The organism is Romboutsia faecis (assembly GCF_014323405.1).
GTDB classification, from domain to species: Bacteria; Bacillota; Clostridia; order Peptostreptococcales; family Peptostreptococcaceae; genus Romboutsia_E; species Romboutsia_E faecis.
This window is the reverse complement of record NZ_JACRWE010000004.1, coordinates 263,043-289,650: the sequence shown is the minus strand read 5'-3', so window position 1 is coordinate 289,650 and position 26,608 is coordinate 263,043. Positions and strand designations below refer to the sequence as shown.

Below are 26,608 nucleotides of genomic sequence, written 5' to 3'. Positions count from 1 at the left end.
AACCATTTTCTATAATTGTCAACACGATTTAATAAAATAGCTCTCTAAATAAAAACAACAATAAAAAATACTATCCTAATATTAAGATAGCATTTTTTATTAATTTTTATAATTAATTAATATTATATTATTTCATATATATGAATTTTTTGTAAAATACATCTAAAATACAGGTACTATAGTTCCTTGATATTCCTTATTAATAAAATCTCTAGCTTCATCAGATGTTAATGCATTCTTTAGAACTTTTATCTTTTCACTTTCCTCATCACCACTTCTTGAGGCTATAATATTTGCATAATTATCATCAAGCGGTGCTATTAATATACCTTTTTCATTAGCATTAAGTCCTGCTGCTACAGCATAATTTGTATTTATAAATGCTGCTTCAACATCTTTTAATATACTAGGTAATAATGATGCCTCAGCTTCTACAAATTTTAGATTTTTAGGATTTTCTGTTATATCCTTTGGTGTTACTAGTTCACCTTCTTTTAGTTTTATTAATCCTGCTTTTTCTAATAATCTTAATGACCTTGATTCATTACTTGGGTCATTAGTTAGTGCTATTGTATCCCCATCTTGTAATGCTTCTAATGAATCTCTTTTTTCAGAGTATAAAGTTATTGGACATCCGTAAAGCGCTTCTACTGCAACTAAATCATATCCTTTTTCTTCGTTCGTTTTATCTAAGAAAGGTTTGTGTTGGAATAAATTTGCATCAAGTTCACCATCATTTAAAGCTGTATTTGGTAATACATAATCATTAAATACTTTTATTTCTAATTCGTATCCTTCTTTTTCAATTAATGGCTTAATTTCATTTAAAAGTGCTTCTCCTGGTACTAAATTACATCCTACTACTATTTTTTTATCATCTTCTTTATTTTTAGTTGAAGAACATCCAACTGTTGATATTGATAAAACTCCTGCTAATGCTAATCCTATTATTTTCTTTAATTTCATTTTAAATTCCCCCTTAAATATTATAATTTATGATAGTTTTTTGTAAGCTAAATTTCCTAAGTACTGAATTACTTGAACTATTATTATTAATGTTACTACTGTGTAAATCATTGCTTGTGTATCAAATCTTTGATGACCATAAGTAAGTGCTACTGCTCCAAGACCACCTGCTCCTACTGAACCTGCCATTGCTGTATATCCTAATATAGATATTGTTGATAAGGTTATTCCTGATACTATAGATGGCAATGCTTCCTTTATCATTACTTTAAATATTATTTGAAAACCTGATGCTCCAAATGATTTTGCTGCTTCTATAAGTCCTTTATCAACTTCTTTTAATGCACTTTCTATTACCCTTGCTATGAATGGTGATGCTCCTATAGTAAGTGGCACAAGTGCTGCATCTACTCCTATTGATGTTCCTACTATCATCCTAGTAAAAGGTATTATTGCTACAATTAGAATGATAAATGGAAAACTACGAACTGTATTTATTATAGTCCCTAATACTACATTTATTTTCTTATTAGGTCTAAGTCCCTTCTCATCTGTTACTATTAATATAACTGCAATTATAAATCCAATTATTGTTGCTAATAGTGTTGCTATGACTGTCATATATAAAGTTTGCCCCAATGCTTCTAATAAAATAGCTTCTACAAATTCTAAAAATTTAGTTTTCATCTTCTCTTCCTCCTATTATATTTCTTATAAAACTTCCCATTTTATATCTGTTGAATTTAAGTAATTTGTTACTAATTCTTTATTATCTTCGTCAATATTTATAACAAGAGATCCTAATACATCTTCTCTAAATTTCTCAAGTTTCCCCCATACTATTGAAAAATCAATATCTAAACTTCTAGCCATTGAAGTTATTACAGATTCATTTGAAGAATCTTTCGGGAAATATAATTTTATATTAACTCCACTATTTGGTACTACATCTTCTTCTCCTAGTAACTCTTTTAAAGCTCTCGGATGATTTAAGAATAATTCTTCTGTATCTCCACATTCTTGTACTTCTCCACCTTTTAATATCGCAACCTTACTACAAATCTCTTTTACAACTTCCATTTGATGTGTAACAACAACTATAGTTATACCAAGCTTTTGATTTATATCTTTAAGTAATTCAAGTATTGATTTTGTTGTCTTAGGATCTAGTGCTGAAGTTGCTTCATCACAAAGTAGTATTTCTGGTTCTAATGTTAGGGCTCTTGCTATTGCTACCCTTTGCTTTTGACCTCCACTTAATTGTTTTGGTCTATTTTTTGCTTTATCTTCTAAATCAACTAAGTTTAATAATTCATTTACTTTTTTATCTATTTTTGATTTTGAATATCCCCAACATTTTAATGGCAATGCTATATTTTCATAAACAGTTAATCTTTCTAATAATGAGAAATGTTGAAATATCATTCCTAAGTTCTTTCTAAATTCTCTTATCTCTTTTGGATTTAAGTTTTTTACTTCTTTGCCATTAATTAATATGCTTCCCTCATTGTAACTCTCAAGTCCATTGATACATCTTAGTAAAGTTGATTTACCTGCACCACTATGACCAACTAATCCAAAGATTTCTCCTTTATCTATATCTATACTTATATCTTTTAGTACTCGAGTGTTCCCAAAATTTTTATTTACTTCTTTTATACTTATCATATTTTCCCTCCTAATTTAGTAATTTCTACATTAAAAAAGCTCTCGAACCTAAGAAATAATTCTTAGGAACGAGAGCATAAGCTTCGTGTTACCATCCTATTTTATTTGTATTTCACAATACAAACCTCATCAAGTACGCCAAATAAGTTTTGGTTATACTCTATCACTGTAACGGGTGAATCCGTTGTAGCCTAAATCTTATCGATTTCGGTACACCACTCCAAGGCCATTTTCTCTTTAATATCCTTTGCTCCTTCTCACCAAATAGGAACTCTCTGTAAAAGTATTCTCAAAGGTACTTTCCTTTTCTTCGCGTTTATTATTGTCTTTTCTATATTTATATAATATATAGTATTTAATATAATGTCAACTTATTTTCTGAAAATTATTTATTTTTTAATCTTTTCAAAAATTAAACAATATATATATGATCATACTTATCATTATGGTTTATTAATATTTTGAAATAAGTAGAAAGAATATGTTTTACTATGTTATCCTTATATATGATACAGATTTTTTAGGGGAGATGAATAATTTGAAATCAGCAATATTTAAATTTGTAAAAATGATAATAGGCTTTTGTTTTTGTGCAATAGGCATAGTAATGACTATAAACGCTAATTTAGGTCTATCACCTTGGGATGTTTTACACGAGGGTATATATAAAATCACAGGCATTACTATGGGAAATGCAAGTATAATAGTTGGAACTATAGTAGTTGTAGTAAATATCTTGCTAAAAGAAAATTTAGGTTGGGGTACTATAATTAATATGGTTCTTGTTGGAATACTTATGGATGTACTAATGCTAAATCATTTAATACCTATTGCCGATAATTTTATAACTGGAATTATAATGATGCTATTAGGAATGTTTATACTTGGAATTGGTTGCGTACTTTATTTAGGTTCAGGGTTTGGAAGTGGACCTAGAGATGGTATGATGGTGGCAATTCAAAGAAAAACTGGAAAATCACTTACTCTTATAAGAGGTGTTATGGAAGTTTCTGCTCTTATAGTTGGTTATTTCTTAGGTGGTACTGTAGGTATTGGTACAGTTATAAGCGCTTTTGGACTAGGATATTTTATTGAGCTTGCATTTAATATATGTAAGTTTGATAGTGCTTCAGTTCAACATAGGTATATAGTTGATGATATAAATTATTTTAAAAATTTTTTTAGTAATAAAAAAGATGATCAAGAGGTTGTTCTCTAAGAATACAATTAAAAAAGAGCTGTATAAAATAATCTATAGGTTATTTTATACAGCTCTTTTTTATAATTATTACTAACTTAATTCAATATACTATTATGAATTTGAATATATTTTAAACAATAACTATACAATTTGATAGAATAATCCATGGTTTATACAATAGAAATATAGCTTACCGCGTCCAACTTGATTAAGTCTAAATTGCATATCCCACTCTGGATATTGCTTTACAATTTGAACTCTATCACCCTTCACATGAGCTACAAAAGTAATGTAGTGTTCTTTTTTCATTTCATGCTCTGTTGTTATAAAAAGTTCATTTTCTATAGGTTCTACATTAAGTCTATGAGCATCTTCTGCTTTTTTTGCTACTGCTGCTTCCATTTTTTTGCCACAGCATGATATCGATGCCTCTGAAGTTGAAGTTATTAAGTTTCCACACTTGTCACATATATAAAACTTTATATTTTTCATATTACCTCCTGATATTTCATTTAAGTTTATTTCGCCAGATAAAATTCCTTCAATACTTACACCAAATATATCTGATAAGCCTAATAGTAAAGAAACATCAGGGCAACCTAATCCTCTCTCCCATTTGCTTATTGTTTTATCACTTATATTCATTAATTCAGCTACCTGCTTTTGCGTCATATTTTTTTCTTTTCTTAATTCATATATTAATTTGCCAACTTTCTTGCAATCCATTAGCTTCACCTCTTAATATTAATTTAACTTAATATGATAAATCATTCAATAAACTAATCGTAGAGTTTTAAAAATTTATCTTCTTTCGATAATATACAATACCTAAAATATCTGCTAAAGCCCATCCGATTGGAATAGACCACCATATTCCACTTTCAGATAGCCATGTTGATGCAAGTATATACGCTAATACTATCCTAGTTCCTAATGATACTAAGGTTAAAACTATAGATATATTTATTAAACCTACACCTCTAAATAGACCATAGAACATAAATAAAAATCCAATTAAAACATAAAAAATTGATACTACTGATAGATATTCAACTCCTAGAGATATTACTTCTATCTCACTCTTTTTTATAAATATATACATTATATCTTTTGAAAAAACAAATATTAGTGTTGATACAATTACACAAAAAATCATTATAATTTTTGTTGAACTTTTAACTCCTTCTTTTACTCTATTAATTTTTCCTGCTCCTTTATTTTGAGCTACAAATGTCGAAAATGCATTACCAAAGTCTTGTACTGGCATATATGCAATAGAGTCAACCTTCACTCCTGCAGCAAAAGCTGCCATTACAGTGGTACCAAATGTATTTACTAAGCCTTGAACAATTAATATTCCAAAGTTCATAATAGACTGTTGAATCGATGTTAGTACAGAATACTTCACTACATTTTTAAATACATCTTTATTTATCCTTATATCTTGTTTTGATATTTTTATAAAATTTATACTTTTATATACATATATAATACTTAAAACTGCTGATATAGCTTGAGCAATTATAGTAGCAATTGCCACACCTATGACTCCCCAATTAAATTTCAAGACAAATACTATATCTAATACTATATTTATAATTGATGCTACTATTAAAAAATATAGAGGTCTTTTTGAATCTCCTATTGACCTTAGCAAAGCAGTAGCTAAATTATAAATAAATGTGAATAGTAATCCTAATATAATAATTATTAAATATCCTTTTGAATCTTTGATAAGCCTATCTGGCATATTAAATAAATCTAGTATCAAATCTATACCTAATAAAGATACAATCATTATAAATATTGTAACTCCACCTATAAATATAAATGAAATAACTATAGTTTCCTTAAGGTTTTGCATATCTCTTGATCCATAATATTGTGCAAAAATAATTCCAACTCCCATAGTCAATCCAATTATTATGGACGTTATAAATACAACAATAGAAAAGGATGATCCAACTGATGCCAGAGCATCTGCTCCTACAAACTTCCCAACTACTATACTATCTACCAAGTTATATACTTGTTGAAATATATTGCCTAATATCATTGGAAATGCAAATTTTAATATTAATTTATTTGGATTCCCTTCAGTCATATCAATCATATACTTATCCCCCTATAAACCACCTTCATATTTTAAATAGTATATGGTATTCTCTTTATTTTCAATAAAGCATAATTGTTATAATTATAAAAAAAGATAGGTTGATACCTATCTTTTTTATAATATATTATTTTATTATCCTCTATACAAGAGTTTTGAATTCATATCCGTTATCTTTAAAGTATTTTATTATAGTTGGTAAAGCTTTTGCAGTTTCTTCTTTTCCGTAAGTGTCGTGCATTAAAAGAACTACCATTTCTTTACCTTGTGCTGTTTTTATTGCATAGTCAGCTAATTCTTGTGCATTCTTTCTCTTACCTTCAGCATCTGCATTTAATGCATTCCAGTCAATTGATACTTTATTATTTTCTTCTAAATAAGTGTCTAATTCATCCATACCTCTCCATGACATATGACCACCTGGACATCTTAATACTCTTGTTGAAAAGTACTTTCCTAAAACATCTTTTATAATCTTATCAGTTTTTGCAAAATCTGCCTTAAATGCTTCTAAGTCTAAATTTCTATTTGGATACAATAACTTATAGTCATGACTATATGAATGATTAGCTATAGCGTGTCCCTCATTAAACTCTTGTTTTATAAGTTCTTTAGCTTTTTCTCCGCCTCTTTCTATATTTTCTCCAGTTAAGAAAAATGTTGCCTTTACATCCTCATCTTTTAGTGTTTTTAATATTTGTGGTGTTACAGTTGTTGAAGTTCCATCATCAAATGTTAAAAATACTATCTTTTTACCATCATTTGAGTAATCATATTTACTAAGCTTATCATATACAAGTTTTGCATCATATGAATACTTTTTACCTTCATGGCTAACTCCTACCATGTATTTTTTCTTTTCTTCTTCAGCTTTCCTTTTTTCTTCTTCTATTCTTTGTTGTTCTGCTTTAATATGTCTTTGCTCATCTACATAAGCCCATGTTTTATTAGCTACTCCCACAATAATTAAACCTATAACTGCTACTAATATAACTTTACTCTTATTAACTTTTCTATTTTTGTAACTCATTTTTCTCTCCTCTTAATTGATATATATATTTTTGTCATTTTCGATCTTAATGAATTATCATTAATCCCCCGCTATATTTAGCAGTTTTATTTCATTAAATTTTCTACTATTTTCTGAGGTATTGCAAATTCAACTAACCCTTCAGATCCTGGTGCTACATCGTATTTATCAAAGCATATAACTAATTGATTTTTATCATTTATATAAAAATCTTGATTTTTTTCTATTTTTTCAAAATTATTATCAACCATTTCATCGTTTAACCAATATGACTCTTCTGGATTCTTTTTCATTCTATCCGTCATTTGTTCTTTTATATTTTTACTTATAACATTTACATAATCTGTACCTTCAAACATTCCTTCTAATGTTAAAACTGTTTGATTCTTCTTATCTATATTATAAAATTTTCTAGTTGTATTTGATGATGCTTGAGCTGAGTAATTATATACTACTATTGATAAAATATCATCAGTATCTGTTATTACCTCATACCATGATTTTGCGTATTCTTTCCCTTCAAGCCCTTCTGATTTTAATTTGTTAATCTCTTTTATATATTCATCATATTGTTTTTTGCCTTCTTCTTCAAATTCTTTATTCAATTTAAATTCCAAGTTTTTGTCCTTTAAACCTTCTATTTTTGGTACATCTATAGAAATATCAAATCCATTTTCATCTATTCTGTAATTTCTAAAGTTTATGATCTTTATCATACTCCCTAAAACAGGTATACTTTCTAATGTATCTGCAAAAGTAGGATTTAAATTAACTGCTCCCACCACTATACCTATAGAAGCTGCAACTACAGACCATTTTGCTGCTGTACTTTTTTTATTTTTTCTTACATTGCTATTAATAGCATCATTTACAACGCTATCCAATCTGCTCGGTATTTCTATATTTTTATAATTATCTTTTAAATTATCTAAGTTTTCATTTTTATTCAATATTTTCACTCCCTTTATTCAGAAATGCTTATTTTTAATTTAGCCAATGCATTGTACAATCTGGTTTTTATCGTATTTTCATTTTCACCCAATATTTGAGCTATATCTCCTATTTTCATGTCTTCAAAATATCTAAGTACAATTATAGTTCTATATTTTTCTGGTAGTTGATCTAATGCTCTTTGCAAATCTATGTCTTCATATTTATCGTATCCCATTAAATCATCTACTTCTAAATCATCACTAGATATTACATATTTTTTATTTTTTCTTATATTGTCAATTGCACAATTTGCAACTATTCTATATATCCAAGGTTTTATACTATCTGTATCTTTGAGAGTGTTTATATTAGTTAATGATTTGCATATAGCATCATGTACTATATCTAATGCGTCATCTTCATTGTGAACATATGTATAAGCAAATCTATACAACGCTTCTTTATTATCAACTATATATTGTTTTATCTTTTTTTCTTTTTTTCTTTCTACTAAGCTTAGTAATTTCATCCTTTATCCACCTCTCATATATAAGACGTTCTATACGGTATTAAAAGTTTTATTTTTTATTAAATTTTATTATTTATATTTATTCACTATATTATTATATACAACGAGATAAAAAAAAAATGTGCCAAGTGTTATACACCGGCACATTTTATTATGTCTACTTATACCAAGCTCCAATTAAGTCATCTAAATAATAATCTAACATAAATATTGCAGTAGATATTTCTTCTTTTGTAGCATCAATATTTATTAATACTTTTTCTAGATCTGATTTAGCATATTGGAAATTATCCCATCTAATTTCTGCATGCTTTTCACCCACAATGTCTTCTTTAGTTATATCTTTTACTTCGTCTAACTTTTCTTGTATTGATACTTTATCAGTATCTAACTCTAATGAGTTTAAAACTTGTTTAAATTCCTCTATATAGATCTTTATTTCTTCTATAGTTAATGATTTGCTCTCCAAAGCTTCTTCAACTTTAATTTTAGAAGATTCTAATACTTCTATTGAATCTTTAGTATAAATATATACCTTTAATTCATTAGCTTTTTCTAGTAGGTTTTCTAATTCTTTATATTCATTTAATGCTACTATATTATCTAATGCATCATTTAATTCTTTAGTAATCTCATCTATTAATTCTTGCGTTGCTTCAGTAGAGTTAACTATTTCTTTAGCTTTATCCAAAGCAATTTCTAGAACTTCTATAGACTTACTTGTATAGTCTTCTTTGTTTATTTTTTCAGCTTTTCCAACTAGTATATTTAATTCTTCAAAGTTTAACTTAGAGGCTCTTGCAAAATGTAATTTTGTATTCCCCCAAGTAGCATGATCCGAACCTATTCCATTTCCACCATCTTTTACTACTAATTTTAACTCTTTTGCACTGTCTATATTTACTTCAACATATCTTTGTTCATCTCTAGAGTTCATAATTCCACTATCAAATTTCTCTTCTCCATCAACATAAACTTCAAATTGAACACTTCCTACAGTTCCATACATAGCTCTATCTACACCTACATATGCACTAAAGAACTCATAGTCCTTATCAGTTAAATCATAAACTATTGTAGAGTTTGCATGAGCTCCTATACCTTTTTCATAAGTAGCTATACTACCATCTTCTTTAGTTAATCTTAATTGATTTCCACTTGCAGATATATCTTTTTTTGTACTTCCATGACTTTGAGTAGCAGATTTCCAATCATAATCACTTAGATACTTAAAGTCATCCATATCAACAACTGCAATACTTCTAACTTTCTCAACTTTATTTTTATCTGAGTCAGTTATCGAGTAAGTTATTTGATACTTTCCTGCTCTATTAAAGTTAACTTTATCTTGGCCTGTTACTAAAACATTCGATGTTATATCGCCATCTTCCGCATCAGTAGCAGAGTATTTACCTATTAAATCATTTATTGATTCCCCTACTTTAAGTGCTATATCTTTTTCTATTTTAAGCTCTGGTTTAGAGTTTGTTTTGTAAAGCTTAGGATTTGCCCAAGAAGCAAAGTCTCCAAGCCCTCCATCATCTGCATCATTTGCAACTAATTTAAGTTCTTTTACTCCTTTAACATCTAAGTTTATAAACTCTGCTTTACTATCTTTTCTCATAACATCTGATGTATACACTTCTTTTCCATCTGCAAATACTTTAAATATTATACTTGTTCTATTGTCATTATAATTTTTATCTGTACCTACATAAGTTATAAAATGGCTATAATCTCCATGTAAGTTATAAACTATCTCAGCATTAGTCGCAGCTCCTATTCCTTTATCAAACTCTTTTACAGTTCCATCAACATTAAGTTTTATCTTATTAGTTGTATTTACTGCAGAATCTTTGTTTACAGATTTCCATCCTGACACTGCTGACTTCCAAGTTAAATCACTTATATTATCTTCTTTACTATAAACAACAATTGTTCTAGTTTTAGAAACAGTGTTATTATCACTATCTTTTACTGTATAAGTTACAGTATATTCTCCTGTTTTATTTATATTAAATCCATCTTTATTAACTACAACATTAGAAGTTATATCACCATCTTCTTGATCATTGGCACTTACACCGCTCATTAAGTCATACTCACTATTTAATTTCACATAAATATTATCTTCAACACTTAATGTTGGTACCTTTGCTTTAATTAATTCTTCAGCTCTTGATAAATCGGCTTCAAATAAATCATATGCAGGATGATTTTTAACTTCACTTCTTAATTCTTCTACTTTTTCTAAAGTATCATATTTTTCAGTTACATTAGCCTTAGTATTATCCGTAAATAAATCATTTTTTATTTTATTTGATAAAGCATCTTCTTTATAGAATGATACTTCACTTAAACTTGCCCATCCTTGGTTAGCTTCTACAAATTTAAACTTCACTCTTCTTGCACTAGTTTTAGCTATTTCAAATTCTACAACATCATTTGTTCTAACATTATACTCACCAACACCTGCGAGTATAAAGTCATCTCCCTCTGCTTCATTTGAAATATATATTTCAAATTTATTTGCAAATCCTTTACCTCCTGCATCTCTTCTTGATGCATAAGCTATCTTATTTATTTCTTTAATTTCACCTAAATCAAATATAACTTCATTTTTAAATGACTCACTATTTGGCTTATTTGTTTCCCAGTGTGTATTTAGTGTTCCATCAATAGCTCTTCCTATAACACTTGATCCATAGTTACCAGCATTGTTACTTACTGAAACTACAGGTATTTTAAATTCTTCATTATATTTATCTAAATTATTAAATGAACCATATTTAGATTTTTCTACTTCATATTCTTCATATATTGTTATGTAGGCTTTCTTTTCAACAGAGTTGTCATCACTATCAATTATCTTATAAACAACCTCAAACCTTCCTACTTTTCCTTCTTCAAAGTTATTTGATATTATTTCTACTTTAGAAGTTAGGTCACCATCTTCTACATCTGTTGCTTTAACTCCTTCATTAAAGTCTAATGACTCCCCTACCTTATAAGTTTTATCTGAAACTGTTAAATTTGGTTTAGCATTATTTGTAGTTAACTTTGGATTAGCTATAACTCCATGATCTGAAGTATTTCCATTTCCTCCATCAGTTATTTCAATAACTAATTCATCTACACCTTTTACCGGTACACTTATATACATCATATTATCTGCATGTTTTAATACCTGTGTAGTCGCTAAATTTTTACCATCACCTATAACATTAAATGTTATACTAGATTTATCTTGAGCAGTAATGCCTCCATCAACTCCAAATAAGGCTTCAAAATTATCATAATCCTTATCTGATAGATCATATACTATTTTTCCATTTGCATGTATTCCAAATCCCTTTTCAAATACTTTTATTTCGTCATTTAATCTACCTTTTATATTGGTATTTCTTCTTGGAGTCCCGTACTGAGTCTGAACAGATTTCCATTGACTATCTGATAAATAATCATAATCACTTACTACATTTACATTTATAGATTTCTTAGTAGTTATATTGTTATCCTCTACTATATATTCTATCTTATAGCTACCTTTTTCGTTTATATTTACATTTCCATTTATTTTTATCTTAGAGCTTATGTCTTCTCCATTGTAATTTAATGCTTTTGCTAAAGACATTAGGTCGAACTCTTCTCCAAGTTTTATACTTATTTCTTCTTGTTGTATAGTTATACTAGGCTTTAATGAGTTTATACTTACCTTATTTCCTTCGTTTAGCTTTTTATCATAAGGTACAACTACATACTCTATATTTTCACCTATAGTTGAACTTTTATCAATAAAGCTATCATTTGATGTGAATCCAATTAGTTCATTATTTTTAAATATTTCATAACCTAATACATCATTTTTAGATTCTTCATTTACTTCAAATGTTAATTTAATATTTTCACCTTGATTAGATTTATTAACTACTAAATCAACATCTTCATTAAATCCTTCACCTTCATACTCTATATAGCTATAATTAGAGTACCAAATCTTCTTATCTGGTTTTGGATACTCACTTACTAATTCTTTTGTTTCGTCAGAGACAAAGAATCCATGTCTTTCAAAGTGCTCAGTTAAATCTAATTCTAAAGCTATACTTGAATATTTAGCTAATTGATTCAACTTATCATAAGCAGCATTATCCGAATCTAAAACAACATTATTTTCTCTATATAAACTATTTAGTTTCCCCCAGTATCCTGGGTATAACATTTCTAATTGCCAGAAAACTGCTAACTTTTCAAAGTATCCACCTTCAAAATATTGATTATTATTCGTTGCTATTACATTTACATAAGTATGACTTTCAAATGGGATTCTTTTATTTAATCTATTATAGTAATAAGATGACTGTTGAGGTAACATGTTATTTGTTACTTCTCCTATTGTTCTTACACCTATATCCATTTTATGTCCTATTTCGTGGTCAACTCCCCAACCACCAACACTTGTTAACATTACACTCATTACATCTCTTTGAACCCCTATGTGTCCACCTGCTGCATACATATATCCAAACGGTTGAGCTAATCTTATATTTTCTCTAGTATATTTTATATCATTTTTCTCATTTCTTCCGTCCATACCTTGATATTTAAATAGCATGTCCATATGATCATTATACATTTTTATTGTATCTGATGGCTTATTTCCTTTTGTTACATATGCATCATAAGCTCCAGTTACAGTTCCTGTAAATACTATATGATTAGATGCAAACTCGAAAGTATCTATAACTTTTCTATCTAATACATTTGGATTTTCTTTAATGTCTTCATCTATTCTGCGCTTATAATCTTTGATAAACTCTACTAACTCTTCATCATTAGTATTTTCATCTAAGAATGGAAACTGTTCACATCCGCTTGCAAATCTTATTACCGGTGCTTTTCCTTGTTGCTCTTCTGTATATGGATTTACTATATAAACTGGCCCTCCAGGTGTTACATCGTGTCTATACCATCCACCTCCTTGACCTATTGCTGGAACAGTTATTACATTCTTTCCTGGATGTAAACTTACAGTTCTTCCCCAGCTAGCAAAACTACCTTCTTGTTGTGAGAAGAATAATTGAGGAAGTGGTTGGTTAGGATCTGCATCCACATATACTACTAATTCTTCTCCAGCTCTTGCTACTATTCCCGTTGGCTGATTATTATTTCCAAAACCAAACTTTAAATTGTTGTTTGCATGAGCATTTCTATCTCCATGTTGTTCTGCAACTACAGTTTTTATACTTTTTAAATCATTATTTAAAATATCCTTAGCCATTTGTATTTCATTTTCATACATAATGCTTAATGGATGATTTTTAACTTCATTTGCTAATTCATTTAATTTGTCTATAGTATTAAATTCTTCAGATACAGTATCCATTAACCCACTTGTAAATAATCTTTTCATTTTTTCTGATATAGAATCTTCTTTATATAATCTCATATCTGAAATTGATGCCCAATCATTGTGTGCATTATCAAATACAAATTTAACCCTCTTAGCTTTAGTCGCATCAAACTGTATTTCTAACATGTCATTAGTTACTGTATATGAACCTTCAGAAATTTTTTGGAAGTTATCCCCTGAAATAACTGGAGATACATATATACTAAAGTTCTTTGCAAATCCCTTACCACCATTTCTAGATTTATATGTTAAACGATTTATTATTTCTGCTTCATCTAAAGTCAATATAACCTCATTTTTAAATGAATTATTATTTGGTTTTCCTGTTTCCCAATGCGTATTTACATCTTCGTCAATTGCATATTTTATTGAAGAAGAAGCATATTGTCCTCCATTATTACTTATTGAAATATTTTTCACCCTATATGTATCATCATACTGATTTATATATTCTGTATAGAAAGGTGAAAACTTAGATACATTCGATGTACCTAATTGAACTTTTCCAAAATCTATTAATTCTTTCGCTATTTCTAATTTTTCCATATACTCATCTTTAAACGGATGATTTTTCGCTTCTTCAATTAAAGCTTCTATTGCACTTGAAGTGGAAAACTCTGGATTAACTTCGTTAAGATTTTCATCTATATATAATCTATCTATCTTCTCGTTTAACTCATCTGGCCTATATAAACCAAATTCTGATGCTAATGCCCAATTTTCATATCCTTTTTTAAATACAAACTTGACTCTTCTTAACTCTGTTGGTTTAAACTTTATCTGTAAAGTATCTTTTGTTATACTTGATTTTCCAGATGTTATTTTCTCAAAATTATCTCCTTTAGATGTTTTTGATGCATATATATCAAATTCTTGTGCAAATCCTCTAGAATTTAAGCTTGTATACATAACTCTATCTATTGTTGTTAATTCATCTAAAGCTATAATTACTTCATTTGTATGAGTAGAACTATTTGTTTTTCCTGAATGCCAGTTAGTATTTACATCACCATCCATAGCCCTAGCTACTACATTAGATCCATAGTGCCCACCATTAGTAGTTATACTACTTACTTTATCTAGTGATACTTTGAATAATTCATCATATTTAGGCAATCTCTCATCATTAAATGATTTGAATTTAGATACTTTTGATTCAGTGTATTCCATAGGATCATTCTCTAAAATTATTCTAGCATTGTTTATATCTTCTTCTATCTCACTATATAGTGGATGGTTACTTGCTTCTCTTTCAAATTTATCTAATTGCTCTAATGAATTAAAGTCGCTACTTAATTCATTTTTAGATTCATTTGTAAATATTTTATTCATTTTATCAATTATATTATCTTCTCTATAGAACCAAAACTCTGATGCGCTTGCCCAGTTTTGATTAGCTTCCTTAAATACAAACTTTATTTTCTTTGCCGTGATAGTTTCAAATTTAAATTCAAGCATATTACCTGTTGCAGTGTGACTTCCGACTGTCATAAGTTTAAAATCTTCATCTTCTCCTGTCTCAGATGCATAAATTTCAAACTCATTCGGAAAACCTTTGCCCCTAGCTCCATCTTGTCTTGTAGCATACGCAATTCTATCAATAGATTCTAACTTATTAAATTCTACTACTACTTCATTCTTAAATGATGCAGTATTTTGTTTTCCAGTTTCCCAATGTGTTGATAAATTTCCATCTATAGCTTTTGCTATATAGCTAGATGAATATTGACCGCCATTATTAGATATTGATTTTATTTCATCTTTGGCAACTCTATATATTGAATTATATCCTTCAAAGTTGCTAAAACTGCTTAAATTAAATGATGAAATCTCTGCTTGATTTACTACATTTTCTTCTATAGCTTTTACTTTTTCTTTTATTATTTCATCAGCAAATACATTTATCGCTGGTGAAATATTTGTAGCTATCAATGATGCTACTAGCATAGATGCCATTTTTTTCCTCATTATTTTTCTCCCTCATTTTTTTATAATTTTGTAAGTATAAATTTCCTATTATTTCTATACTTGCATAACTAAGGGTTTACTACCAAGCCTAAGAGTATAAGATTTGCTTTACTGTAAATAGTATCGTTTAAAATAAAAAACTACCCTGTAAAGGGTAGCTGCCATTTAAATTAAACATCATAATAAACTCATAGAAAATAAGCATAGCTTATAATCCTAAATTTAATTTATGAAAACAAAGAATAACTGTTCTTCGGCAACTGGCTGGCATAGTTATAGTTAACCTTAGCCCCTTTAGCTTTGCGTCTCTAGATTTCTCTAGATTTGCCATATTTATTTTTAATACAATTATATTATACATAATTTGACAATATTTAGAAGCATTATTTTGAAATTTTCCATAATTTTTTTACAATTTGTTATTTTTAGACTATTATATCATATTGTTAAATTACTATATTTCCATATATGATATTCTCTAAATCCTCTTCATTTATTATAAGAATCTCTTGGCCTCTGCCTTTGTAACACATTGCAGTTCTTAACTTATTACTCATTTGCTCTGGGCTTAAGTTTTCTATATTAGGAGTATTTGTTATAACTATATTTGTTTTTTTAGTTACAGAACTTCTAGTTATTCCCCCTAAGTTGTTTATTAATCTAGTTGCCTCTATTCTACTCATAGAGTTAAGTGGCCCTGTAAATACTACAACTTTATCCTTAAAAAATTCTGTTGTTGATAAGGATAAAGAACTTTCATCTTCTCCATAATAAGTATCATTTCTATTTGAAACTACACCTGAATATACTTTGCTACATGGAGAGTATTCTCTATTATTTAAATATCCAAGTTTAAACCCAACTAAATTGGCTATCTCATTTATATTATTTATTTTTAATTCTTCTACTATATTAATTAAGATATTAGCACAAGCAGTAGCATCTTCACCTGCATGATGGTGCTTAAACTTATATCCTAAATGCTTATTAACAGTATTTAATTTATAATTATTCAAGTATCTATAAAAAAGTTTAGACGCTACCAATGTGCAGCAATAATCAAGCTTTGGGTAATCTATACCGTATAAATCTAAAGTCTTTCTTAGCACAGAAAAATCAAAGGCTGCATTATGAGCTATTACTAATTTGTTTTCTAGGTAAGGCTTTATTTCTGGCCACACTTCATCAAATTCTTTTTCGTTTATAACGTCTGCTTCTCTTATTCCATGTATAGAAATATTTATAGGGTCAAATCTAAATGGATATGGTTTTATTAACCAATACCTTTTTTCTATTATTTTATTATCTTCAACTACTGTGATACCAAGAGCACACACAGAATCTCTATGCGAATTGGCTGTTTCAAAATCTATAGCAACAAAATCCATAATTCCTCCGTTATTTAAGTACTTTAATCTATTATATAATCCTATAAATATATCATAAATATAATTTTTTATACAAGTTATTAGATTCAAATATGATAATAAAATATAACCTAGGGTATAATAATTTAATAAATAAGCAATAAATTAATTTTCATGTAAAATCTATAAAATATAAATAAGGAGACAAAATGACTGATAAAAAAGAAAGTATGAAAATTGGATGGAACTTTGATAACAGCTTTAGTCGTTTACCAAGATTATTTTTTAGAAAGATAGACTTAAACCCTGTATCATCACCTCAATTAGTTATTCTTAATTATCCTTTAGCAAAGTCTCTAGGATTAAATGCTGATGCTCTTAAAAGTAATGATGGTATATCAATTCTTTCTGGCAATAAAACTATAGAAGATGGTGCTTTTATTGCTCAAGCTTATGCCGGTCATCAATTTGGTAATTTTACTATATTAGGTGATGGTAGAGCATTATTAATAGGTGAACAAATAACTCCTTTGGGTGAAAGATTTGATATTCAACTTAAAGGTTCAGGAAGAACACCATATTCTCGTGGCGGTGATGGAAGAGCTGCTCTTGGCCCTATGCTTCGTGAATATATAATAAGTGAATCTATGTATGCTCTTGGTATTCCAACTACACGCAGTTTAGCTGTTGTTAAAACTGGTGAGCCTGTAATTAGAAGAACTTTAGAGCAAGGTGCGATATTAACTCGTGTTGCATCTAGCCACGTTAGATTCGGAACTTTCCAATATGTATCTCAATATGGTAATCTTGATGAACTTAAAGAATTGGCTGATTATTGCATAAAAAGACATTACCCACATGTAAAAGATGATGAGAATAAATATATTAATTTCCTTAATGAAGTAATAAAAGCCCATGCTAGTCTTGTTGCTAAATGGCAATCAGTTGGATTTATACATGGTGTTATGAATACTGACAATATGACTATTAGCGGCGAGACTATTGATTATGGACCTTGTGCTTTTATGGATAATTATAATTCTAATACTGCATTTAGTTCTATTGATGTTAATGGACGTTATGCTTATAAAAATCAACCAATTATGGCTGAATGGAATCTATGTAGATTCGCTGAAGCTTTATTACCATTATTACATGAAAATAGAGATGAAGCTATAAAAATAGGTCAAAATGCTATTTCTAATTTTTATGATATTTATTATTCTAATTGGATAGCAATAATGAGATCAAAACTTGGAATATTTGATAAAGAATCTCAAGATAAAGCTATTATTGAGGATTTGCTTAATATGATGGAAAAGTATAATGAAGATTTTACTAATACATTCCTTGCGCTAACTTTTAATAAGAATTTAGATAATGATATGTTCAAAAGTACAGAGTTTGATAATTGGTATAAAGTTTGGCAAGAAAGACTAAGTAGACAATCACAGTCAAAAGAATCTATAGAACAATTGATGAAAAATTCTAATCCAGCAGTAATTCCAAGAAATCATAGAGTTGAAGAAGCCCTTAAAGCAGCTAATGAGGGTGATTACAATACTATGATGAATCTTCTTGATGCTATTTCAAGACCTTATGATCATTCTGATGATCAAGAGAAATACTCAGAATTACCTAAGCCTTCAAGCTGCCCTTATAAAACTTACTGTGGAACTTAGTATAAAAAAAGATGATGGAAGTATTTATTCCATCATCTTTTTTATTACCCCAATACCTCGCTTTTACAAACTTCATTTGCCTTTTCTAATCCGTATTCTAAATCTGCTATTAAATCATCTACATCTTCTATTCCTACAGATACTCTTATCATATCTGGTAATACTCCTGCTAATTTTTGTTCTTCTTCATTTAACTGAGCATGAGTTGTACTTGCTGGATGTATTACTAACGATTTTGCATCAGCTACATTAGCTAAATGTGAGAAAATCTTTAAAGATTCTATAAATATCTTACCAGCTTCTACTCCCCCTTTAATTCCAAATGTAAATATAGATCCTGCTCCTTTAGGGCAATATTTCTTAGCTAAATCATGATATTTATTATTTTCAAGACCAGGATAATTTACCCATGCTACTTGAGGGTGTTTACTTAAGTACTCTGTTATTTTTTTAGTATTATATACATGTCTTTCAACTCTTAATGATAAAGTTTCAAGTCCTTGTAGTAGTAAAAATGAGTTAAATGGACTTATGCACGCCCCTGTATCTCTTAAAAGTTGTGCTCTTAATTTAGTTATATATGCTGCTCTACCAGCATCCTTTGTATATCTCATTCCATGATAACTTTCATCTAGCTCTACTAATACATTAAATTTTCCACTACCTTCCCAGTCAAAGTTGCCTGAGTCTACTACAACTCCTCCTATAGACGTACCATGACCTCCTATAAATTTTGTAGCTGAATGTACAACTATATCAGCACCAAACTCAAATGGTCTAACTAAGTATGGAGTTCCAAAAGTATTATCAACTATTAATGGGATATTGTGTTCATGGGCAATATTTGCTATCGCTTCTATATCTGCAATGTTTATTACTGGATTTCCAATAGTTTCAATATATAAAGCTTTTGTATTTTCATTTATAGCACTTCTAAAGTTCTCTGGATTATCACAGTCTACAAATGTAGTTTTAATCCCTAATCTTGGAAGAGTCGTTGCAAATAAATTAAATGTTCCCCCATATAAAGTACTCGCTGCTACTATTTCATCTCCTGTTTGTAAAATATTAAGAATAGCATATGTTATTGCAGCAGAACCAGAGGCTACTGCCACTGCACCTACTCCACCTTCAAGAAGTGCCATTCTTTGTTCAAATACATCTGAAGTTGGATTCATTATTCTTGTATAAATATTTCCTTCTTCTTTTAATGAAAATAAATTAGCACCATGTTCTACACTGTCAAATACATACGAAGTTGTTTGATATATTGGTACAGCTCTCGACCCCGTTGTTGGATCTGGACTTTGACCTCCATGAACTTGTATTGTATCAAAACCTAGTTTTGTATTTTCCATATTTTCATCCCCCTTTAAATATTATAAATAAAGCCCTCTTTAATAAAAGAGGGCTTAGTTTATATAAAGCATACTCTCTTATCTTTCTTATGGCCATTCCATAAGTAGGATTTAGCACCATGTATAGAATACTGGTTGCTGGGCTTCAAAGGGCCTATCCCTCCACCGCTCTTAATAAGATTTCAAAACTTTTATTTATTTTTATTAATTACATTGTATTTTAGTTTATGTTAATACACAAGAAGCTTATTTATTTTATTTATAAAAAATATATTATATGTACATATCATAATAATATACTTTCTATACTATTATCTTTTCATAATAATGTACTGGCTATATTCTTATTTTTGGTTTTTGTGATTGTGATATATCATCCAAATAACTTATATCATCAATATTATATGGCGTATTTTGATAAACACAGTAATTCAGCCAATTTCCAAAAACCACATTTGCACTTTCTCTCCAAGTTACTAACGGATTTGAGTTAATATCATCATTATTAAAATAATGTTTAGGAATTTCAATTTCTAACCCTTTATTTAAATCCCTGAAATATTCATCCTTTAAAGTATCCCTATCATACTCTAAGTGTCCTGTAATAAATATCTGTCTTCTATTTTTATTTGCTACAATAAATACTCCAGCTTCTTTGGACTCTGATAATATTTCTAAATCCTTTACTTTTTCTACATCCTCTCTTTTTATTTCTGTATGTCTTGAATGTGGTGCATAAAATTCATCATTTAATCCTCTAGTTAAATTATCATTTGCATAGTTATTCCAGTGTTTATATACTCCAAATAGTTTTTTATCTAAGATATACTTTTCAATATCATAGTGGTGATAAAGAGCTGCCTGTGCCCCCCAACAAATATGAATTGTAGAGAATACATTAGATTTAGTCCAATCCATTATATCTTTTAGTTCTTCCCAGTACTCAACTTCTTCGAAATCTAAATGTTCAACTGGTGCACCTGTTATAATTAGGCCATCAAATTTTTGATTTTTAACGTCATCTATACATCTATAAAACTTTTCTAAATGCTCTATTGGAGTGTGAGTACCTATATAGCTTTTTGTCTGAAGTAATGTTATTTCTACTTGAAGCGGTGTATTTGATAAATATCTTAAAAGTTGATTTTCAGCTTGGATCTTAATAGGCATAAGATTTAAAATTGCTATTTTTAATGCTCTGATGTCTTGTGTATCCGCTCTTTCCGTGTTCATAACAAATATATTCTCACTTGATAGTACATCAAATGCAGGTAATTCTTTTGGTATTTTTATAGGCATACCAATCCCCCCTTTTATATCTATTTTCCCCATATGCCACTGTAAAATTAATTATAGCATAATAATAATACAATTGAGTTGAGTTTAATTTCTAGTAATTTATTTTCGAATAATAGATTTATCTAGGTTAATAGTTACACATAATATTATTATCTGTAATAAGTTAGGTAAAATAAAAAAGCTGTGATTTCAGCAATCACAGCTTTTTTATATAATTAACTAGCTATTTTTTTAACTTCTTCTTTACGTCTTTTTCCAAACTCAGCTACTGCTGTGTAAAGAACGTCAGTTGATGAGTTAAGAGCAGTTTCACAAGAATCTTGTATAACCCCCACTATAAATCCTACTCCAACTACTTGCATTGCTATGTCATTTGGTATACCAAATAAACTACAAGCAAGTGGTACTAATAATAATGATCCTCCTGCAACTCCTGAAGCCCCACATGCACTAACAGCTGAAAGTACACTTAGTATTATTGCAGTTCCTATATCAACTTTTACCCCTAATGTATGAGCTGCAGCAAGTGCTAAAACAGATATTGTTATAGCTGCTCCACCCATGTTTATTGTTGCTCCAAGTGGTATTGAAACTGAATACGTATCTTTATTTAATCCTAAATCTTTACATAATCCCATATTTACTGGTATATTCGCAGCAGAACTACGAGTGAAGAATGCAGTAAGACCACTTTCTCTTAAACATCTAAATACTAATGGATATGGATTTTTACGTATTGCTATGAAAGTTATTATTGGATTCACTACTAAAGCAACGAATGCCATACATCCAACTAATAATACTATTAATTTACCATAACTGAATAATGATTCTATACCTGCTGTAGCTATAGTATCAAATACTAATCCCATTATACCGAATGGAGCTAAGTTGATTATCCATCTAACTACTTGAGATACAGCGTCTGAAATATTTACGATAACTTGCTTTGTAGTATCGCTAGCATTCTTAAGTGCCATACCTAATATTAAAGCCCAAGTTAATATTCCTATGTAGTTTGCACTAGAAAGAGCATTTACTGGATTATCCACTACATTCATTAATAACGTTTTCAGAACCTCTCCAACTCCACCTGGTGGTGTTACACCTTCTGCTCCTGCAACTAATGTTAATTTAATTGGGAATAGGAAACTTCCAACAACAGCAACTATACCTGCTATTAATGTACCTAAAAGATATAACATGATTATTGACTTCATGTTTGTTTTTTGCCCCTCTTTATGCTGACATATAGCCGACATAACTAAGAAGAATACTAAGATTGGAGCCACTGCTTTTAATGCTCCTACGAATAATGATCCTAATAATGCAATTGGTGATACAACATCAGGAATTGTTAATGCTAAAATTATACCTACTGTAAGACCGATTATGATTCTTTTTACTAAACTTATATTATTCCATTTGTTTACTAATGTGTTCATCTTATTCTCCTCATTATTGTTTTGTTATATTATTAACTATACACATATTACCATTATACGACAAAATTTGCAATGGAAAACGTTTTATTTTTCTATTTTTTTATATTTTAATTATTGTTTTGATTAATATATCTAGTGTTTGCAACATATTCATTATTTTATTTTTTAAAAAACTTTTTTCATTTTTTATTATTTTTTTAATAAAATAGTAATATTTTATTTATATTTTAATATACATATATATAATCTGCTTAATTTATAAAAATTAATTTTATATAAATTAAGTAGATATTCTTGAGAATATCTTAAAATAATATAATTCTTAAATAAGTATAAAAATTTAAAGATAAAACTATCAATAATTAAAAATATAACCTTATTCAATATATAAAATATACTAAAGGGGGATAAATAAATGAATGATTATATATTAGCTCAACTTGAATATATAGTTAGAGTCCTTGTTGCTGGTTTTTGTGGAGCTATGATTGGATATGAAAGAAAAAATAAATTAAAAGAAGCTGGAATTAGAACACATTTTATAGTTGCTCTTACATCAGCACTTATAATAATTATTTCTAAGTATGGTTTTTATGATATTTTAGGTACTCCAGGTATAGGGCTTGATCCTGCTCGTGTTGCTGCACAAGTTGTTAGTGGTGTTGGTTTTTTAGGAGCAGGTTTAATATTTGTTAGAAATCAATCAATAAGTGGCCTTACTACAGCTGCGGGTATGTGGGCTACATCTGGTATTGGCCTTGCAATAGGTTGTGGATTATACTTACTTGGTATTGTTTCGAGTATTATTATACTTATTGCCCAATTTTTACTTCATAGAAGTAGATGGTGGATAAAGCTTCCTATAGCTGAACAGCTTCGTATTAAAATTCGCAATACCTCTGATTCTGTAACTTCTATTGAAGATACACTTAAAAATGATAAAATTGATATTATAAATATGAAAGTAAATAATCTTGATGGATTTTTTCTCGAAGTAATTATATATGCCAAACTACCTAAAGGTTATAATAAATCAAACCTAATAAAACTATTTAATGATAATCCTCTTGTAAAAACCTTAGAGATATAATAAAAAGTAAGTCTTTATAAAATATAAGGGCTTACTTTTATTATATAATTAATTATTTTTAACTCTTTCGCCTAATATTACTAATTATAAATTTACTTTCAGGCAAAGTAGGAATTTTTGCCATACTATAGCTTAAATTCTGATTTGGAACATCATACTCAATTTTATTAACAAGAAAATCTAGGCTAGCTTTCATGATTTCAATAGTTATTCCTTCACCTGGGCACCTGTGTCCTTTTGCAGGATTACTTCCACCTTGAGGTATAAAATCAAATAAATTATCATTACGTTCTCTAAAGCGCTCAGGACAAAATTTATCTGGATTATTCCATATTCTCGGATCATGGTTAATTCCATAAACATCAAGTAGTACAAGCATTCCTTCTTTAAATTCACATTCATTCCATATAAAATCCTTTTTAACCCTTGCACCTAAAAGAGGTGTAAATGGATAGTAGCGTCTAACTTCTTGTACGAACATTTTTAGCTTATCTTTATCTCCTGATAGGAGCTTATCTTTAGACTGTGGATACTCATGTAGTGCTAATGCTTCAAAGACAATAAATGTTGAAATAGCGACAACAGGACGTAGTACGTTAATAAGTTCAATCCCAGCCATATGGCTATCTAACTGATTTTTATCAATATCTCTATAAAAAGTCATAGCATAAAGTGCTGAATCTTCTTCAACCTTAATATTTCCAGATCGTACATCTTCTATAATTCCTTTAATCCACTCCTCTGTTCTAATTCTAGCTCTTCTTCCCTTCCAGTGTTTAGGCCCCACTGCTCCGAAAGAATCCACCATTAAACTAAAATCTTCGGCTCTCTCTTTTACTTCAGATTCTTTTAGAGGAACTCCAGCCCACTGACATACTACTCTGCATAAGATTTCATTTACTTCATCAAAAAGAATAATTTGTTCTTTATTTTCCCATACCTTGATAGAATCAAGTAATTTATCCATCATAAGTTTAGCAAGTTGATTTTGATATGATGGAGTCATCAATGACATAAATAAATTCTTCCTATGTATATGAGCCTCACCATCCATTGATTGAATAGCACCAACACCAAATAATGTTTTTTGTACTCGTTTTGGAGTAGCATCCTTTCGATAAAATAATTCTGGATTATAAAAAATTTTGGCAGACTCTTCTCCAGTCATACAAATTACTTTTTGGCCAAGTAAGTGAGTCTCAAATATATCAGACTGATATTTATCAACTCTATTTCTAATAAAAAGATATCCCTCCTTCAACAGATCTATAGTATTATCCAAACTTTTATCATGTGGAACCTGCTTCTTAGTTGACATATAATTTCATTATCCTTTCTATATAAATTAGAAATATGTTCTATTACTTTAATTAGTATCTCAGATTTTATTTTTATTTATTACTAGTGCTAAAATAATATTCAATTGATATAAGATTAACTTTTGCCTATTTTCCATATAGAGTTTTTCAAATAAAAAAGGTATCTTAAAATAATTTTTAAGATACCTTTTTATTAAATTAAGTTATAGAACTATTTATCATTTAAATATTGCTATAATTTATCATCAATGTCACGAATATCATTAATTTTTTCTATTATCATGCTTATATGATAGTTATACACTGGGCTTATATCTTCTTTTACTTCTACATCACTAGCTAACTCATAATATAAGTCTTTTGATTTAATAAAATTTTCTTGATTTAAGTAACACTTATCTTTCATATGTCCTAAAACTTGAAGATGCATATATATTTGTTTACATGTCTTTATTATCCTATTTATTTCTTTATCATCAACTTCATCATTTCTATATTCTAACTCATCTAAAAAGTTTTTGTATAACCCTTCTAGTTTTGTAATTTCATTTTGTAAAGATGAGATATCTATATCTACACCCATTTCTATTTCTTTTTTTAATAATTTTATAGATGTGTTTTCTATTATTTTAATTTCATTGTGTATTCTACCTAGGTAGTCAGGTCTATAAATAAGGTAATTTACACCTATTCCTATTAAAACCCCTATAGAAGTATCTATTATTCTATGTACAGAGTAATAAACAGGATCAGCTGTACCTATGCCTAAATGTATTGCACAATATACTACACAAGCTATTGTTATGGATTTATTTATTTTTATTAAATTACAAATATATATGGTTGTAATTATACCTAAACAAGATAATATTGGATTTCCTGGATCTATAAGGGCAAACAAGAATCCTACTAATCCACCTATAAATGTACCTTTCAGCCTATTTATACCTACTGTAAAAGAACCTTTAACCGTAGTCTGCATACATACAACACAAGCTATTGCTGCATAAAATGTTTTATCAACTAAATTAAAATTCAGATATCCCAACAAAACACATAGCATTACCCCTATTCCTGTTTTTATTGTTCTCATTCCAGGTTTATATAACTTCAAATTTCTCCCCCCCTATCATTTATAACTATAGCACAATCTAAATTAGCTTGCTTATTATATAATTTCTTTTTAATTAAAAAGGACTGAAGAATTTCTTCAGTCCCATAATTTCTTGA

General features: G+C 28.8%; 18 protein-coding genes, 2 riboswitches and 1 other annotated feature. Of the genes, 3 read left to right on the top strand and 15 right to left on the bottom strand.

Features of this window, described 5'->3' with window-relative positions; genetic code table 11:
• Window positions 1–162: 162 nt before the first annotated feature.
• From H8923_RS10475 to H8923_RS10465, 3 genes are read right to left on the bottom strand one after another with little or no spacing between them, the layout of a single operon-like run.
• Window positions 163–966 carry a MetQ/NlpA family ABC transporter substrate-binding protein gene (locus H8923_RS10475; protein ID WP_153924631.1) on the bottom strand — a complete coding sequence of 268 codons (804 nt, stop codon included), beginning with the start codon at window positions 964–966 and terminating at the stop codon, window positions 163–165.
• A 27-nt stretch (window positions 967–993) separates the two neighbouring features.
• The gene (locus H8923_RS10470; protein WP_153924629.1) at window positions 994–1,653 is read right to left on the bottom strand and encodes a methionine ABC transporter permease; all 660 of its coding nucleotides are present in this window, start codon (window positions 1,651–1,653) and stop codon (window positions 994–996) included.
• 24 nt (window positions 1,654–1,677) lie between these two features.
• A complete protein-coding gene (locus H8923_RS10465; RefSeq protein ID WP_153924626.1) occupies window positions 1,678–2,634 on the bottom strand; it encodes a methionine ABC transporter ATP-binding protein in 957 nt (318 codons plus the stop codon).
• A gap of 61 nt (window positions 2,635–2,695) precedes the next feature.
• Window positions 2,696–2,954 (bottom strand) — a binding site (T-box leader).
• 209 nt (window positions 2,955–3,163) lie between these two features.
• On the opposite strand from H8923_RS10465, the gene H8923_RS10460 reads away from it, so the two are divergent.
• Complete coding sequence (locus H8923_RS10460; RefSeq protein WP_153924623.1) at window positions 3,164–3,853, top strand: YczE/YyaS/YitT family protein; 690 nt, start codon at window positions 3,164–3,166, stop codon at window positions 3,851–3,853.
• A 123-nt stretch (window positions 3,854–3,976) separates the two neighbouring features.
• On the opposite strand, the gene H8923_RS10455 is transcribed toward H8923_RS10460, so the two are convergent.
• The 7 genes from H8923_RS10455 to H8923_RS10425 all read right to left on the bottom strand — a co-directional run bounded on the left by H8923_RS10455 (window position 3,977) and on the right by H8923_RS10425 (window position 17,206).
• Complete coding sequence (locus H8923_RS10455; protein WP_153924620.1) at window positions 3,977–4,561, bottom strand: helix-turn-helix domain-containing protein; 585 nt, start codon at window positions 4,559–4,561, stop codon at window positions 3,977–3,979.
• Window positions 4,562–4,628: 67 nt separating this feature from the next.
• The gene (locus tag H8923_RS10450; RefSeq protein WP_153924618.1) at window positions 4,629–5,948 is read right to left on the bottom strand and encodes an MATE family efflux transporter; all 1,320 of its coding nucleotides are present in this window, start codon (window positions 5,946–5,948) and stop codon (window positions 4,629–4,631) included.
• Window positions 5,949–6,090: 142 nt separating this feature from the next.
• Complete coding sequence (locus H8923_RS10445) at window positions 6,091–6,978, bottom strand: polysaccharide deacetylase family protein (protein ID WP_153924616.1); 888 nt, start codon at window positions 6,976–6,978, stop codon at window positions 6,091–6,093.
• Between the two features lie 86 nt (window positions 6,979–7,064).
• Window positions 7,065–7,937, bottom strand: coding sequence for an anti-sigma-V factor rsiV (locus H8923_RS10440; RefSeq protein ID WP_317982867.1), 873 nt, complete (start codon window positions 7,935–7,937; stop codon window positions 7,065–7,067).
• Window positions 7,938–7,942: 5 nt separating this feature from the next.
• On the bottom strand, window positions 7,943–8,440 hold the full coding sequence (locus tag H8923_RS10435; protein ID WP_153924613.1) for an RNA polymerase sigma factor: 498 nt from the start codon (window positions 8,438–8,440) through the stop codon (window positions 7,943–7,945).
• Window positions 8,441–8,597: 157 nt separating this feature from the next.
• A complete protein-coding gene (locus tag H8923_RS10430; protein WP_153924610.1) occupies window positions 8,598–15,818 on the bottom strand; it encodes an NPCBM/NEW2 domain-containing protein in 7,221 nt (2,406 codons plus the stop codon).
• Window positions 15,819–16,070: 252 nt separating this feature from the next.
• Window positions 16,071–16,157, bottom strand: a riboswitch (cyclic di-GMP riboswitch).
• Between the two features lie 107 nt (window positions 16,158–16,264).
• Window positions 16,265–17,206: an exonuclease domain-containing protein gene (locus H8923_RS10425; RefSeq protein ID WP_153924607.1), complete on the bottom strand. Its 942-nt coding sequence runs from the start codon at window positions 17,204–17,206 to the stop codon at window positions 16,265–16,267.
• A gap of 188 nt (window positions 17,207–17,394) precedes the next feature.
• On the opposite strand from H8923_RS10425, the gene H8923_RS10420 reads away from it, so the two are divergent.
• Entirely contained in the window at window positions 17,395–18,867 is a 1,473-nt protein-coding gene (locus tag H8923_RS10420) for a protein adenylyltransferase SelO (protein WP_153924604.1), read from the top strand.
• Between the two features lie 44 nt (window positions 18,868–18,911).
• Here H8923_RS10420 and H8923_RS10415 read toward each other — a convergent pair whose 3' ends face one another.
• From H8923_RS10415 to sstT, 3 genes are all read right to left on the bottom strand, one after another.
• A complete protein-coding gene (locus tag H8923_RS10415; RefSeq protein ID WP_153924600.1) occupies window positions 18,912–20,225 on the bottom strand; it encodes an O-acetylhomoserine aminocarboxypropyltransferase/cysteine synthase family protein in 1,314 nt (437 codons plus the stop codon).
• Window positions 20,226–20,300: 75 nt separating this feature from the next.
• Window positions 20,301–20,406: riboswitch (SAM riboswitch) on the bottom strand.
• Window positions 20,407–20,561: 155 nt separating this feature from the next.
• Complete coding sequence (metA, locus tag H8923_RS10410; protein ID WP_153924597.1) at window positions 20,562–21,524, bottom strand: homoserine O-acetyltransferase MetA; 963 nt, start codon at window positions 21,522–21,524, stop codon at window positions 20,562–20,564.
• 215 nt (window positions 21,525–21,739) lie between these two features.
• Entirely contained in the window at window positions 21,740–22,969 is a 1,230-nt protein-coding gene (gene sstT / locus H8923_RS10405; RefSeq protein WP_153924594.1) for a serine/threonine transporter SstT, read from the bottom strand.
• A gap of 415 nt (window positions 22,970–23,384) precedes the next feature.
• On the opposite strand from sstT, the gene H8923_RS10400 reads away from it, so the two are divergent.
• Window positions 23,385–24,059: an MgtC/SapB family protein gene (locus H8923_RS10400; RefSeq protein WP_153924591.1), complete on the top strand. Its 675-nt coding sequence runs from the start codon at window positions 23,385–23,387 to the stop codon at window positions 24,057–24,059.
• 58 nt (window positions 24,060–24,117) lie between these two features.
• On the opposite strand, the gene H8923_RS10395 is transcribed toward H8923_RS10400, so the two are convergent.
• Window positions 24,118–25,377, bottom strand: a complete 1,260-nt coding sequence (locus H8923_RS10395; protein WP_153924588.1) for a cytochrome P450 — start codon at window positions 25,375–25,377, stop codon at window positions 24,118–24,120.
• Between the two features lie 233 nt (window positions 25,378–25,610).
• Entirely contained in the window at window positions 25,611–26,492 is an 882-nt protein-coding gene (locus H8923_RS10390; protein ID WP_153924585.1) for an FUSC family protein, read from the bottom strand.
• Window positions 26,493–26,608 lie beyond the last annotated feature (116 nt).

Excerpts from the sequence above, each read along its gene's own strand:
- H8923_RS10475 (WP_153924631.1), bottom strand. The coding sequence starts at position 966 with ATGAAATTAAAGAAAATAATAGGATTAGCATTAGCAGGAGTTTTATCA.
- H8923_RS10470 (WP_153924629.1), bottom strand. The coding sequence starts at position 1,653 with ATGAAAACTAAATTTTTAGAATTTGTAGAAGCTATTTTATTAGAAGCA.
- H8923_RS10465 (WP_153924626.1), bottom strand. The coding sequence starts at position 2,634 with ATGATAAGTATAAAAGAAGTAAATAAAAATTTTGGGAACACTCGAGTA.
- H8923_RS10460 (WP_153924623.1), top strand. The coding sequence starts at position 3,164 with ATGAATAATTTGAAATCAGCAATATTTAAATTTGTAAAAATGATAATA.
- H8923_RS10455 (WP_153924620.1), bottom strand. The coding sequence starts at position 4,561 with ATGGATTGCAAGAAAGTTGGCAAATTAATATATGAATTAAGAAAAGAA.
- H8923_RS10450 (WP_153924618.1), bottom strand. The coding sequence starts at position 5,948 with ATGATTGATATGACTGAAGGGAATCCAAATAAATTAATATTAAAATTT.
- H8923_RS10445 (WP_153924616.1), bottom strand. The coding sequence starts at position 6,978 with ATGAGTTACAAAAATAGAAAAGTTAATAAGAGTAAAGTTATATTAGTA.
- H8923_RS10435 (WP_153924613.1), bottom strand. The coding sequence starts at position 8,440 with ATGAAATTACTAAGCTTAGTAGAAAGAAAAAAAGAAAAAAAGATAAAA.
- H8923_RS10430 (WP_153924610.1), bottom strand. The coding sequence starts at position 15,818 with ATGAGGAAAAAAATGGCATCTATGCTAGTAGCATCATTGATAGCTACA.
- H8923_RS10425 (WP_153924607.1), bottom strand. The coding sequence starts at position 17,206 with ATGGATTTTGTTGCTATAGATTTTGAAACAGCCAATTCGCATAGAGAT.
- H8923_RS10420 (WP_153924604.1), top strand. The coding sequence starts at position 17,395 with ATGACTGATAAAAAAGAAAGTATGAAAATTGGATGGAACTTTGATAAC.
- H8923_RS10415 (WP_153924600.1), bottom strand. The coding sequence starts at position 20,225 with ATGGAAAATACAAAACTAGGTTTTGATACAATACAAGTTCATGGAGGT.
- metA (WP_153924597.1), bottom strand. The coding sequence starts at position 21,524 with ATGCCTATAAAAATACCAAAAGAATTACCTGCATTTGATGTACTATCA.
- sstT (WP_153924594.1), bottom strand. The coding sequence starts at position 22,969 with ATGAACACATTAGTAAACAAATGGAATAATATAAGTTTAGTAAAAAGA.
- H8923_RS10400 (WP_153924591.1), top strand. The coding sequence starts at position 23,385 with ATGAATGATTATATATTAGCTCAACTTGAATATATAGTTAGAGTCCTT.
- H8923_RS10395 (WP_153924588.1), bottom strand. The coding sequence starts at position 25,377 with ATGTCAACTAAGAAGCAGGTTCCACATGATAAAAGTTTGGATAATACT.